Source organism: Streptomyces sp. NPDC002623 (assembly GCF_053592635.1).
In genome coordinates, this window is record NZ_JBSFWB010000006.1 from 255,567 (window position 1) to 270,647 (window position 15,081).

The window sequence follows — 15,081 nt, forward strand, 5'->3', positions numbered from 1 at the left end:
TGCACCTGTTTGTCATGCACCTGACTGAACATGTACCTGACTGGAAATTAGGGGCGTCTGCTGTGATTCACGTGTAAAACGGCCGTGTTTTCGCACTCAAAGCGACAAGGGATCAAAGCGACAAGGGGTCAGACCGTCAGCGTGATCGCGCCGCTGTAGGTCCCGCCCGGCGCGACGGGGGTCGGCGTCCCGTCCACCGTCATCGTCACGGCGGAGCCCTCCGGGGCGGTCACCGCCGAGTCCGCGTCGAGAGTCAGGGCGCTGAGATACGACGTGCCGGTCACCGTCCACGTCGAACCGCCGGTCAGGGTGACGAGGACGCCGTTGTTGACGACCGGCCGGACGGTGTTGGTGACATGGCCCAGCTCGGTGTACTCGGCGGAGCTGATGGAGTCGACCGCGTGCCGGGACATGGAGGCGGACAGGACGCCCTCGACGGTCGACCCGTCGAAGGTCAGCGCCAGGTTCTGCCCGCTGCGGCGCGCGTTGTAGAAGTCGCCCCGGACGGCGATGGCGGTGAAGGAGGCCGTGGTGTCGGCGTCGTGCACCGCCGTCACGTCGAAGCCGGCGTCGCGCACCGGGTCGTCGGTGGGCTCGGTGTACACGCCGTTGAGGGAACCGGGGTTGTCGGTCTCCATCAGCTGGAGGACGACGCCGTCGCCGGGGGTGATCCGGGCGCCCTGGGAGCCGTCGACCGTGATGGTGGCGCGGACGGCCTTGACGAGGAAGACGGTGTGGCGGGTGGCCAGCGCCGTGGAGCCGTCGATGTGCAGGGTCCCGGCCCCGTGCCACAGCACGCCGAATCCCCGGGACGCGATCCGTGTGCCCTGTGCCGGGAGGGCGGCCAGTTCGGCGTCCGAGAGGCCGAGGGCGAGTTCGGCGTCGAGGGCCGCGACGGCCTCCGCGGTGCTGTCGCCGTAGTGCACGGTGGCGTTGGAGGCGCCGATGATCGTCGCGTAGGTGCCCGCGTCGATCTCACAGCCCAGGAGGCGCTCCACGACGTTTCCGTCCGCGAAGGTGCCGTATCCCTCGTCGCCCAGGTTGGCGATCCGGCAGTTGACGGCCGTGGCCTTCGAGTTGGACGTCGAGTCCACGGAGAAGGCGCCCCAGGTCTCGGACTCGACGGTGGAGGAGAGATAGGTGGCCGTCGTGTTCGCGCCCAGCAGGTTGGTGGCCCGGACGTTGCCGGAGATGCCGAGCCGCCAGGGCACGACCAGCATGTTCGCGCCGCCCGCGGGGACGTAGTCGGCGGGCAGGACCCCGTTCAGGCAGCGGACGGTCGAGTTCTTGACCAGCAGGGCGCTGCCGTCCGCGGCCACGATGCCGCTGCGGACCACGCCCTTGTTGGTGATGGTCACGCCGTCCAGGACCAGGGTCGTGCCCACGCCGGTCGCGACCACGGCGGTGCCGTCCCCGATGAAGTCGCAGCGCCCGTTGCCGGTGAAGGCGATCTCCGAGCCGCGCAGCGCGTAGGCGCCGCCGCCCGCCACGTACACCCCGTTGAACGCCTCGCCGTTCGAGACGATGCCGACCGCGCTCGCCTCGGAGTGCGTCACCCGGCCCCCGGTCACCGCCGACAGCACCGATTTGGTCGTGCTGACCCCCGCGGCGCCGACGTACAGGGCCTGCCGGATCGGGAAGGTCACGTTCGCGAACGTCGCCGTGTTCTGCTCGGCCACGGTGAGCACGATGTCGCCCTCGTAGGAGCCGGGGGCGATTGTCGTGCCGGTGGCCAGCGTCGCCGTGAGCACCGAGCCGGTCTCCACGCCGTCGACGGTCATCGTCAGGCTGTACCCGTCCGGTACGGCGAGCGTGCCGCCCTCGGCGATCGAGAGGGCGGCCAGCCGGGTCGTCGTGCTCAGCAGGCAGGTCTCGCCGGCGCCGACGGAGAGCGTGTCCTCGCTCGGCACGGCGGCCCGGGCGGGCGCGGCGGGTAAGGCGAGGGCCGCCGCCCCGAGGGCGAGGGCCCGCACGCGGGCTCGCATGGTGATGGACCTCATGGACAACCAACTCCCTGTGTCGCGGCAGGCGTGATCGGCAGGCGTGATCGGCGTGGTCGGTGTGACTGCCGGGGCAGCACTACCTTCCTAGTGTCGACACTAGGGAGTGGTCAATGGTCAGTTCGGGGAATTCAGCCTCAACTGTCGACAGTGTCGGCTGAACTCCCCTGACTGTCAGTCGAGCTGGGTCACCTTCGGGACGTCGCCCGAGGCCGATGCGTCGGCCGGGGGCAGGGCGGCGGGGTAGAGGCGGATGCCGCTGACGGCCCCGTTGGTGTACTCGCCATAGGCGCCGGAGGCCTGCTTGCGGCCGATCTGGAGCGGGCCGGTGGCGTTCCAAGGGGTGTAGGTCCAGTCCCGGGTGCCGGTGAGCTTGCCGTCGACGTACAGGCGCAGCTCCTTGGCGGTGGCGTCGTAGACGCCGACCAGATGGGTCCACCGGCCGGTGACGGCCTTGCTGCCGTAGACGGCCCGCCAGACGGCGCCGGTGGCGTCGGTGCTGTGCCGGCCGAAGGCCCAGACCTGGGCGCCGGAGGAGTAGTACAGCTGGAACCCGTTGTTGACGGCGCCGTTCTGCGAGACGAACGTGCTGTTGACGCCGGTGAGGGAGGTGAGCTTCACCCAGGCCGAGACGGTGAAGCTCTTGGAGGTGTCCACGGCGGACGCGGCGGTCGCGCCGTACCCGGTGGTGCCGGTCAGGTTGAGGGAGTTGCCGCGGGTGGCGTCCGTCGTCCAGGAGTAGGCGCCGGACAGGCCGGCGGTGAGGGTGCCGGTGCTGTCGGCCGTGGTCGTGCCCGAGCCCTCGGCGAGCTTCCACCAGTGGGTGGCGGTGTCGGACACCGAGCCCAGGGAGACCGGGGCGGCGAAGTCGTAGGTGGGCGGGGAGGTGAGCACCGGGCTCTGGCGGTAGTTGTACTCGGTGAGCTGGCCGAAGGCGTCCACCGCGTACAGGTCGGGCATGCCGTCCGGGCCGCCGCCGCTCGTCGCGCCCAGCTGGACCGGGCTGTTGATGTCACCGGGCGAGGCGATGCGCGGGTAGGCGGTCGGCGACAGCGTGAGCCCCAGACCGGTGTGCACGGTGGGGTGCAGCAGGGCCGGGACGAGGGTCGTCGCGTCCACCGTGATCGGGTAGCTGTACAGGCTGCCCGTCGCGTTGTCCCGGGACCACAGGACCGGGCTGCCCTTGAAGGTGCCCGCGGCGATCAGGGTCTGACCGCTCCAGTCGCCGTCGCCGAGCAGGACCGGGTTCTTCAGGTGCTGGCCGCCGTCGGACTGGTAGATCCACAGCTCCTTGTTCTCGACGGTGATCACGGCCGGGTAGCCGTTGGTGTTGCCGAAGACGTTGCCGGGCGCGATGAGCTGACTGACGTTCCAGGTCTGGCTGTTGTAGTCGGTGGTCCGGCAGCGGCTGTCGTCGGCCACGATGTCGGCCGGCGCGCAGGCGTCCTTGGCGACGACGTCGAACCGCCGGCCGATGAAGCCGCCGTACGTGGAGTACGGGGACCTCGGGAAGGACGCGTCGTCGACCGGGTCCTGGTCGTTCTTGACGATGTACAGCTTGCCGCTCTTGTACGCGAACAGGTCGTCGACGTCCGCGCCGTGCAGGTTGCCGCGGTGGGCGATGAGGTAGGTGTTCCAGCCGGTGCCGTCGGGGGAGTCGGCGGCGGTGGCCACGGTGACCGGGCCGGTGACCGCGGGCGGGGTGCCGGTGACCGGGCCGCTCTGCACCGGGTCGGCCGGCTGCGCCGGGTCGCTGTTGCCGGGGATCAGGTCGAGGTCGCCGGTCTTGGTGGTGGCGAGCAGGTCGGGCACGCCGTCGCCGGAGATATCACCGGGCTTGACCGGGGTGGCCGGGTCCCAGGGGACGGTGAAGGTGTAGCCGGAGGGGGCGGTGGAGATGTTGCCGGCCTTGTCGACTCCGGCCACGTACAGGGTGTGCACGCCCCAGTCGCGGATCGGCACGGGGATGGTCGCGGTGGCCCTGCCCTGGCTGTCGGTGCCGGTGAGCGCGGCGCTCTCGCCGTCGGCGGCGGTGGGCGGCGAGTCGAGCTGCCACAGGAAGGAGTCCATGCCGCTGGACTTGCAGGGGCCCGGGTCGCAGCTGGTGTCGGTGGCCGGGCTGTCGGCGCCGGCCACGGTGAAGTTCGTGGTCTTGCCCACGCCGGCGTGGACCACCGGGTCGGCGGTGCCCGAACCCACCGACGGGAAGGAGGAGTTGCCGGTCACCTCCGGCGTCGGCGGGGCGGTGAAGTCGGTGGAGAACCAGCAGTGGTCGGAGATCGGGGACTTCAGGTCGGAGGTCGAGTCGTCCTCCGCGTAGACGTCCCAGCCGTACTGGTGGCCGTCCTTGAGGGTGGCGCCGATCTTGACGGCCGCGTCGGTGCCCGAGTCGAGGAAGGCGCTGGCCGGGGTCGAGACGTTGGCCCCGCTGCCGTCGCCGTCGGGATCGACCGTGCGGTCCCAGACGTGGTAGTGCGCCTTGACGTTCTCGCCCGACATCTGGGTCGTGACGGTGGAGTGCAGGGTGACCTCGCTGCCGGCGTCCGAGTAGGTGGTGGCGCCGATCCAGCCCGTGCCGTTCGTGGTGCAGGCGGCCGAGGCGCCGGCGGCGGCCGGGGTGGTGTGCAGGCTCGTCGGCACGGCGGGCGGGATGTCGAAGCGGGTGGTGAGGGTCAGGGTCGTCGACATGCGCAGGTAGTCGTCGTTGCCGGAGGTCTGCGACTCGTTGCCGTACAGGCCGATGGTCCAGGTGTTGGTGCCCGCGCCGAAGGTGCCGTCGGCGTCGTAGCCGTCGCCGTCCGCGTCGGCGATCTTCTGCGCCTGGTCGGTGACGTGGAAGGTGGCGGTGCTGTTGCTGCACGAGCTGCCGGAGTTGGCGCCGCTGGGCACGGTGTCGGTGACCGGCGGGAAGGCGGAGTCGTGCACCCCGGGCCGGGACAGCCAGTCGGTAGCGGAGGAGATCGCGTTGGTGGTGTGCAGCGTCAGCGGCTGGTCGTGGCTGCAGTCGTAGCTGGCCGCGTAGGTGGTGGAGATCTTCACGAAGGCGTCGTAGACGACGAACGCCGGGTGCAGTCCACCGGTGTTGATCGTCCAGTACGAGCGCTCCACGCCGACCCCGCAGGCGCCGCCCCACTGCTGGTAGCCCACGCCCTGGCCGTTGGTCTGCGCCTTGTCGTACTGCGGCGCGTCGTCGCAGGCCGAGCTGGAGTAGACCTCGGTGAAGTGGCCGGCGGTGGAGGAGACCGGGTTGGTGTACGGGTCGATGTACACCGGGTACGCGGTGTCCGGGTCGGTGAGCATGCCGGCGTCCGGGGTCAGCGTCAGGGCCTTGCCGGTGGCGGTCATGGCGACCGGCTCGGTATCGGCGCCGGGGCCGGGGCCGTCCACGGACGAGACCAGACCGTCGGTCGGGCCGGGCGTCGGGCCGGGCGTCGTGGCGGGCGTCGGCCCGGTCGTCGGGGCGGTGGCGGCCGTCGTGGTGCCGGAGTCCCACATGAGCGGCTGGGGGCTGGTGTAGGCCAGGTCGCCGTCGGTCGCGGTGGCGCTCATGCTGTCGGAGTCGGTGGTGGCCAGGGTGAGACCGTGGGTGGCGGTGGCCAGGGTGAGCTTCTTCAGCTCCGGATTCGCGGCGGCCTCGGCGTCGTGGACGATCAGGACGTCGCTGAAACCGCCCTGGTCGGTGACGGACACCGACAGGTCGACGCCGGGCAGCACCGAGGAGTACAGCGCGGTGTCGCCGTCGACGCTCGGCTTCGGCAGCGTGAACGGCAGGGTCAGGGCCATGCTCGGCCCGTCGGCGTGGGTCAGGGTGACCAGCGGGCCGTCGCCGCCGCCGGAGAGCGTGACCCCGTTCGGGGTGGCCGTGGGCGTGAAGCCGCCGTGGCCGTCGGCGACCAGGGCGGAGTCGACCGGGGTCCACTCGCCGTCCTTGCGGACGCGGGCCGGCAGCACGCTGGTGGTGTTGGAGAAGGTGCCGTCCGGCAGTGCCTCGGTGGTGGAGACCTCGGTGGTCAGCGCGTCCACCGGGACGGCCTTCCCGGTGGACTTCGCCTGCGCCTGCGCGGCCAGCAGCGGATCGGCCGGGGTGGACGAGAAGTCGTCGGCGGCGGCGGGCAGGACGGGCAGGACCGGGAGGACCGTCAGCAGGCCGAGGGCGGCCGCGAACAGGGCGAGTCGGCGCACCGGAGCAGCGCGTCTTTGGCCGGTTCGTATCGGTGATCCGGAGGGGCTGGGAGCTCTCAACACCTGGCGGGCTTCCTTCGATCGCTGGCATCGGGGTGGGGGAAGCCCGGTAGCCACAGGGCAGTGATCAATTTCGGTACAGAAACTACACACGCTCTGCCAAGTTGAAGCACGGTCTTTTCACGGAATTGGCAAAGGGTATTGAGTCGCGATCATGGCCGCATTTAGCTTCCGGTCGATCACTCACACGTGTGCGGTGATGAAATGACGGCCTCTCAGGGCCGGATTCCGGGGGGTTCGCGTGAGTGGCAGACGGCGCTGGTTCGCGGGTGTATGGCATCGAAGATTCCTTGGCGGACTTGGCCTTTGGGCCATTCCGGTCGCCCTCTTCGCCCTGCTCCTGCCGGTCGCGATAGCCACCGGCGTCGGCACCCCGGGCTTCCTCGCCGGCCACTCGGACGACCCCGACTTCGGCCACCACGGCGGCTTCGCGTTCGACGGCACGGTCTGGAACCCGAAGAACCCCAAGAGCCTCGACACCACCCGGGCCGTGGGCGCGCACGCCCTGACGCCGAAGACCCCCGCGCACCCCAAGGGCTACCGTCCGCTGGGCGTCTACCGGGCGGACGCCCCGCAGTGGCCGACGGCGGGCACGGCCACCGTCGACCTGTCGGCCGCAGGCGCGACCGAGCCGGTCAAGGCGGGTGCGCTGCCGGTCTGGGTGGCCTCCGCGGACGCCGCGCACACCCTCCCCGGGGTCCGCGTCCAGACCGCGTCCCACGACCGGACGCTCGAGGCCGGCGCCAACGGCATGCTGCTCGGCCTCACCCCGACCGGCACCGCGACCGGCACCCCGAGCGGCACGGCGACCGGCACCGCGACCGGCACCCCGACCGGCACGGCCGCCGCAGGCAGTCGCGTGCAGGTCGTCATCGACTACGCCGCGATCGCCAAGGCGTACGGCGGCGGCTACGGTTCACGGCTCCAGGTGGTCCAGCTGCCGGGCTGCGCGCTGACCACGCCGGAACGCACGGAGTGCCAGAAGCGCACCCCGGTCAAGTTCACCAACCGCGCCACCGCCGACCAGCTGACGGCGACCGTCACCCTGGACTCGGCCCCCGCCGCCGAATCCGAACCCGCCCCCGCCGCCTCCTCCGCCGAGCCGCAGCAGAAGGCCGAGGGCGACGACACGGGCGGCGGCCCGACGACCATGTCCGTGCGCACCGAGCCCCTCACGGCGGCTGCCGCCGCCGGCACCACCGCGCTGGCCGTCACCTCCGGAACCTCCGGCTCCCAGGGCGACTTCGGCGCGACCAGCCTCTCCGCCGCCGGCACCTGGCAGGCCTCCGCCACCGGCTCCTTCACCTACGCCTACCCGGTCTCCGTGCCCGCCGCGATCGGCGGCAACGCCCCTGACGTCGGCCTGAGTTACGACTCCCAGTCGGTGGACGGCGAGACCACCGCCCGCAACTCCCAGTCCTCCTGGGTCGGCGACGGCTGGAGCTACCAGGTCGGCTCGGTCGAGCGGAGCTACCGCGGCTGCGGCTCGCTCCTCGACTCCGACGGCAAGAAGATCCTCAAGGGCTCGGGCGACGAGTGCTGGGGCGGCGACAACGCCACGCTCTCCTTCGGCTCGCACTCCGGTGTGCTGGTGTCCGACGGCGTCGACTCCGGCGTCGCCGGCGAGATCCGCCAGTGGCGGCTCCAGGGCGACGACGGCACCCTCGTCCAGGAGCTGTCCGGCGCCGACAACGGCCTCCACGACGGCGTCTACTACCGGGTCCTGACCACCGACGGCACCGCCGCCTACTTCGGCGCCGACCACGCGCCGACCGGCGCCGGCACCGAGGCGACCATGCCCGCGAGCCCCGCCGACGACTCCACGCACTCCGCCTGGGGCGTCCCGGTGCTGCACCCGCGCTCCACCGACCCCTGCTACACCGGCGCCAAGGGCAAGGCCTCCCAGTGCGACAAGCCCGAGGGCTGGCGCTGGAACCTCGACTTCGTCGTGTCGCCGACCGGGTTCGTGCAGCGCTACGACTACACGACCGAGTCGAACTACTACGACCTCGGCGGCGGCCAGGCGGCCGAGAGCGACGACACCGACGACACCGGCACCCTCACCTCGTACACCCGCGGCGGCGCGCTCTCCCTGATCTCGTACGGCTACACCCTCGCGGACGAGAAGGCCGGGCGGACTCCGGCGGCCCAGGTGGACTTCGGCCTGGCCCAGCGCTGCCAGACCACCTCCTCCTTCACCGACTGCTCGGCCGGCAACCTCAAGGACTCCACCGCCACCCACTGGCCGGACGTCCCATGGGACCTGCACTGCGACTCGACGGACAAGACCAAGCTGCCGGACGGGGCGACCACGGTCCCCGACGACGTCTGCATCACCTCCGGCCCCAGCTTCTGGACCACGACCCGGCTGGACTCCATCACCACCAAGGTCCATGTGAAGGCGACCGACCAGCTCACCGCGGTCGACTCCTACAAGCTGGGCCAGGTCTACTCGGACGCGGGCGGCACCGTCGACCCGGTCACCGGCACCTCGGTCGACCCGAAGGACGCCGGAATGCTCCAGGCCGTGATGTGGCTGCAGTCCGTCGGACACACCGGCAAGGACACCTACGACAACGGCAACAGCGATATCGCGCTGAACCAGGTCTCGTTCACCGGAACCGAGATCGACAACCGGGTGAACGACGATTCACCGTCCGCCCCGCCGTTGTACCGGCCGCGGATATCGAGCGTGCAGACCGAGACCGGCGAGTCGATCGCCGTCGAATACAACTCGGCCCCCTGCGCGGGCCGAACGCTCTCCATATCGCAGGCCGACAGCAACACCAATTCCTGCTATCCCGTCTACTGGACCGTCCCCGGCGCCTCCAAGCCCATCGCGGACTGGTTCAACAAGGTCACCGTGAACAGCGTGGCCGTGTCCGACCTGACGATCGCCGGCCAGTACAAGCCGGACGCCCAGAACAACCCGGCGGGCTCCGAGACCCAGATCTCCCGCTACAGCTACGCCGGCCCCGCCTGGCACCGCGACGACTCCGCGCTGACCGACGACCAGTACCGGACCTGGGACCAGTTCCGCGGCTTCCGCACCGTCACCGTGCAGACCGGACAGGCCCCCGAGCCCGTCACCCAGCAGAGCACCACCTACCTCCAGGGCATGGACGGCGACTACAAGGCCGACGGCACCCGCCGCTCCGTCATCGTCGACGCCAAGGTGGGCGGCAGCACCGTCCTGAGCGTCACCGACGCCGATCAACTGGCCGGCACCACCCTCCAGGACGACACCTACACCGAGGCCGGCGGCACGGTCGACGCCAGCAGCGTCAACGGCCCCTTCACCTTCACGACCACCGCCTCCGCCGGCCAGACCCCCTGGACGGACTGGACGCAGGAGGACAACCCCGGCGACACCGAGCCCGCCCTGTCCACCCTCCCCGACCTCGCCGCGCACCGCATCAAGACCAGCAGCTCCCGCGAGTACGAGCGCCTGGCGAGCGGCGGCTGGCGGCACACCACGACCGACACCGCGTACGACGGCCAGGGCCGCGTCTCCACCGTCAACGGCCACGGCGACGGCGTCGATCCCGACCAGGAGAAGTGCGCCACCACCGGCTACGCGACCCCGCCCGCGTCGAACACGATGATGCTGACCTACCCGGACCGGGTCACCTCGATCGTCGGCGCCTGCGGCACCGCCCTCGGCGCGAGCAGCCTGCTGACGGACCAGAAGATCTACTACGCGGGCGACGGCACCCTGTCCGGCCTGGGCGCCTTCGGCTCGGTCACCGCCGACGGCCAGGTCACCGGCACCCAGACCGCCACCGGCTTCACCGGCAGCACGGAGAACTGGCAGACGACGTCCGCCATGGCCTACGACGGCGCCGGCCGTGTCACCGACGCCTACGACGCCACCGGACAGAAGACGCACACCGACTTCGACCCGGACTGGACCGGCGCGGGGAACAACACCAACGCCACCGGCGAGTCCTCCGTCAACAGCCAGGGCTGGACGGTCGGTTCCACCCTGGACGCGCTGCGCGGGCTGCCGCTGGAGAGCGTCGACGCCAACGGCCGCAAGACCGACATGACGTACGACGCACTCGGCCGGCGCACCGCGGTGTGGCTGCCCGGCCGCGACAAGGCCGCCGGACAGAGCGCCGACGAAACCTTCGCGTACGCGATCAACCCCGGCGCGGTCCCCGCCCCCGGCGACACGATCACCCAGCCCGGCGCGCCGACCTCGGTCACCACCCGGACACTGCGCGAGGACGGCACGTACGCCACCTCGATCTCGATCTACGACGGCATGCTCCAGCCGCGGCAGACCCAGTCCACCGCGATGGGCGACTCCAACTCCGGCCGGATCGTCTCCGACACCTTCTACGACTCGCACGGCTGGCAGACCGCGTCCTACGCGGCCTACTCCGAGCCGAACGACTTCCCCTCGACCACGCTGTACGCGGCGAACGAGAACCAGATCCCCTCCGAGACCACCACGACCTACGACGGCCAGGGCCGCCCGCTGCGCGAGACCCTCTGGCACCAGGCCGTCGAGCAGTGGCACAGCTCCACCGCCTACCCGGGCGCGGACGAGGTCGACACCACGGCCCCGGCCGGCGGCCGCTCCACCGCGACCTTCACCGACGCCGTCGGCCGCACCACCAGCACGGTCGTGAAGAACACCGGCTCCACGGTCACCCTCCCGGGCGGCTCGGTGATCCCCTCCGGCACCTCGCTGACCTCGGACAGCGTCCGCCTGACCATGCAGGCCGACGGCAACCTGGTGCTCTCCGCGCTGGCCACCGGCAAGACGATCTGGTCCTCCGCCACCAGCGGCCACCCGGGCGCCTGGGCCAAGTTCGGCACCGACGGCAACCTCGTCGTCTACAGCACGGCCGTCGCCCAGCTGTGGACCACCGGCCTGACCGCCGTCACCGGCGCAACCTTCCAGGTACGCAACGACTCCACCGCGGCCGTCGTCGCCTCCGGCGGCTCCACCGTGCTGTGGAAGCAGGGCACCGCGAACGCCGTCCCGGCCGCCGACGCCACCACCCGCTACGCCTACACCGCGACCGGCCAGCTCGACTCGATCAAGGACAACGCGGGCAACACCTGGTCGTACACCTACAACGCGCTCGGCCAGAAGCTGTCCCAGACCGACCCGGACGCCGGAAAGACCACGTTCGACAAGTACGACCCGGCCGGCAACCTGCTCCAGAGCACCGACGCGCGCGGCCAGGTCCTCTCCTACGCCTACGACTGGGACAACCGCCCCACCGCCGAGTACTCCGGCGCCTGGTCCGCGGCCCCGGACCAGACCAAGCTGCTCGCGTCCCATGAGTACGACACGCTGGAGAAGGGCTACCAGACCTCCGCGACCCGCTATGTCGGCGGCGCGACGGGCAAGGCCTACAAGCAGGCCGTCACCGGCTACAACACCGCCTACCAGCCGCTGGGCACCACCCTGACGATCCCGGCCGCCGAAGGCTTCGCCGCCGCCGGCCAGTCCGCCGCGCCCGCCTCCGGCACGGTCACCTACACCTCCACCTCCCGCTACACCCCGAACGTCGGCCTGCTCTCCACCCAGCACTACCAGGCGGACGGCAACCTGCCCGCCGAGGACATCGACTACGGCTACACCCAGCAGGGCAACCTCGACGGCATCGGCGGCTTCATCAACTCCGCCAACACCCCCGCCTACGTCGACGCCACCGTCCACGACGCGTTCGGGCGCGTGCTGCAGACCAACTACGGGCCCACCGGCAAGGAACTGGCGACCTTCGCCCAGTACGACGCCACCACCGGCCGCGTCACCCAGGCCAGCAGCATGCTCCAGACGTCGACCACCGCCCTGGACGTCGTCAACCTCCGCTATGACCCGGCCGGCGAACTCACCGCCGTCGACGACCTGCAGAACAACACCACGCACGACACCCAGTGCTTCACCTACGACTCCTTCCAGCGGCTGACCGCCGCCTGGACCGACACCGCCGGCATCACCGACCCGGCCGCCGCGACGGTGGGCGCCGTGGGCGGCTGCACGACGGCCAGGGTCCAGACGACCACCGCCTCCCCGATCAAGACGACGACCGTCGGCGGCCCGGCCCCCTACTGGCAGACCTACACCTACGACCAGCTCGGCGACCGCACCGGCACGGTCGGCCACGACACCACCGGCAACGCTCTCAACGACACCACCCAGGCCATCGCCTACACCGGCACCGACGGCACGACGACCGCCACGCTCCCCGACCAGGCGGGCACGGCCACCATCGCCAACCCCGGCACCGGCACGGCGAGCATCGCCGCCGCTTACACCGACCCGTCCTACGCCAACGTGAACGCGGGCGACACCATCAGCCGGAAGGTCACCACCACCGGCCCGCTGACCAACGCCTTCACGCTCACCGGCGGCGCCAAGAAGTGCATCGAGGACGCGGGCAGCTCCACGACCGCCGGCGCCAAGGTGCAGATCAACGCGTGCAGCGGGGGCACCGGCCAGAAGTGGACCATCGGCACCGACGGCACGGTCAAGGTCCTCGGCCTGTGCCTGGACACCACCGGCAACGCCACCAGCGCGGGCACCCTCGTCGTCATCGACACCTGCAAGACCGACGCCACCCAGAAGTGGAAGGTCACCACCACCGGCACGCTGGTCAGCAACGCCAACAGCGCGGTCTGCCTCACCGACCCCGGCGCCTCCGCCACCAACGCCACCCAGCTGACCATCGCCACGTGCGGCGGCAGCGGCCAGACCTGGACCGGCGCCCCCACCGGCGCGATCCCGGCCGGCCAGAGCCAGACCTTCACCTACGACGCCGAAGGCCGCACCGCCACCGTCGCCACCACCTCCGGCACCCACACCAACACCAGCAAGTACCTCTACGACGCCCAGGGCGACCTGCTCGAGCAGACCGCCGCCGTCGACGGCGCCGACAAGACCCGCATCCTCTACCTCTTCGGCGGCACCGAGCAGATCACCCTCAACGTCTCCGCGAAGACCTGGACCGGACTGCGCGACATCACCGGCCCGGACGGCACCACCGTCGCCCGCTCCAGCAGCGGCACGGTCAGCTACGAGATCGTCAACGGCCAGGGCACCGCCGTCACCGCCGTCGACGCCTCGTCGCTGGCCGTCACCCGCCGCGCCTACGACCCGTGGGGCAACCCGCGCGGCGCCAAGCCCAGTTCCTGGGTGGCCACGGACGAGAACGCGGGCTTCCTGGGACAGCCCATCGACGCCACCACGGGCCTCAACCTCCTGGGCGCCCGCAACTACGACCCCGTGACGGGACGCTTCCTCACCCCCGACCCGGTCTTCGAGCCCGGCGACCCCAACCAGATGGGCGGCTACACCTACGCGGGCGACAACCCGGCCAGCTCGGCGGACCCGAGCGGGCTGATGCTGGTCGCCGACGGCGGCGGTGGCTGCGGCTCCGCCTGCCAGGCCGCGGCCGCCAAGCCGGACACCAGCACCTCCAGCGGCAAGAAGAAGCACCACAGCAGCGGAGGCTGCCACGGCTTCTTCGGCTGCGCCGGGCACTACTTCAAGAAGGCGCTGCCCGTCGTCGCGACCGTCGTCACGGTCGTGGTCGTGGTGGTCGCCGTCGCGGTGGTCGTCTCCGCCTGCGCCGGAACCGTGATCGCCGCCCCCGCCTGCGTCCTGGGCGCGGCCGAGGGCGCCGGAATGGTCGGCGGCATGTTCGGCGGCGACTGCGCGGCGATGGGCTGCGCGGGCGGCGGCGGATTCGCCGCGGAGGAAGGGGACTCACCCCCTGCGGGCGGCGGAACCGACGCGGCCCCCAAGGCCGCCGCGGAACCCGCCCCGCACGACGCCACCGGCAGCTCCGGCGGCTCGGGCGACGCCGCCGCCGACGCGAGCGCGGGCAAGCAGTCCGCGAAGGACGCGGCCGGCGAGAACGCCGCCGAGCCGAAGAAGTCCGACGCCCAGCACGACGCGGCGGCCTCCCGCAAGGCCGCGGCCGCCTCGGACGATCCCGGCACCGGCAACTCCGGCACCGAGGAGGGCGGCCAGTGCAGCTTCTCCCCGGACACGCCCGTCCTCATGGCCGGCGGCAGGACCGAGAAGATCGGCAAGATCAGGACCGGTGACAAGGTCGAGTCCGCCGACGCGGGGACCGGCGAGCACGCCGGCGCCCGCGAGGTCCTCGCGACGCTGGTCCACCGGGACAAGGACCTGATCGACGTCACGGTCGACACCGGCCACGGCCATACGGCGACCCTCCACACGACGTCCAAGCACCCCTTCTGGGACGCGACCGCCCACGCCTGGGTCCCGGCGGGCAAGCTCGTGACGGGCCACGCCCTCACCACGGAGGACGGCCACCGCGTCCTGATCGCCGGGGTGCGGGCGACGCCCGGCGCGGCCGAGCGCTACAACCTGACGGTCCGCGAGCTGCACACGTACTACGTGGTGGCCGGGGGCGTCACGATCCTCGTCCACAACGCGTGCCCCAAGCACATCGCCGAGGTCACCGTCATGGACAGCGCAGGAAAGGAACGCGGGGCCGCGTCGAGCGAAGAGGGGTCGGCCAGCTACTGGTCGGGGCGGCAGTCCGACGCGGAGAAGGCGCAGGGCAAGTACAAGGGTGGCCTGATCTCTCACACGGAGTCCCGCGCCACCCGGGTCGCCGGGGTGCCGCACGTCTACTGGAAGGGCGGAGACGACCCCCTGCTCGGCCGCTCGCCGGCCATCGCGGGAGACACATACCTGGTCAGGGGGCTGTTGCCGCCGTGCGACTGGTGCCAGGCCCAGATGGAAGAGGCCGCGCTGTCCACCAAGACGAACTGGGTGTACACATGGCTGGACGACGACGGTGTTCGACAGTTCTGGTGGCGTGGACCGGAAGGTTAGGAC

3 protein-coding genes are annotated in these 15,081 nt (G+C 71.3%); 1 reads left to right on the forward strand and 2 read right to left on the reverse strand.

Annotation, left to right across the window (positions count from 1 at the left end):
• Positions 1 to 128 precede the first annotated feature (128 nt).
• Entirely contained in the window at positions 129 to 2,000 is a 1,872-nt protein-coding gene (locus tag ACWD4O_RS13495; RefSeq protein WP_451279831.1) for a hypothetical protein, read from the reverse strand.
• A gap of 174 nt (positions 2,001 to 2,174) precedes the next feature.
• Positions 2,175 to 6,182, reverse strand: coding sequence for a LamG domain-containing protein (locus ACWD4O_RS13500; RefSeq protein WP_451279832.1), 4,008 nt, complete (start codon positions 6,180 to 6,182; stop codon positions 2,175 to 2,177).
• Between the two features lie 301 nt (positions 6,183 to 6,483).
• Between ACWD4O_RS13500 and ACWD4O_RS13505 the strand changes: the two genes are divergently transcribed.
• Positions 6,484 to 15,078: a ricin-type beta-trefoil lectin domain protein gene (locus ACWD4O_RS13505; RefSeq protein ID WP_451279833.1), complete on the forward strand. Its 8,595-nt coding sequence runs from the start codon at positions 6,484 to 6,486 to the stop codon at positions 15,076 to 15,078.
• The last annotated feature ends 3 nt before the right edge of the window (positions 15,079 to 15,081 follow it).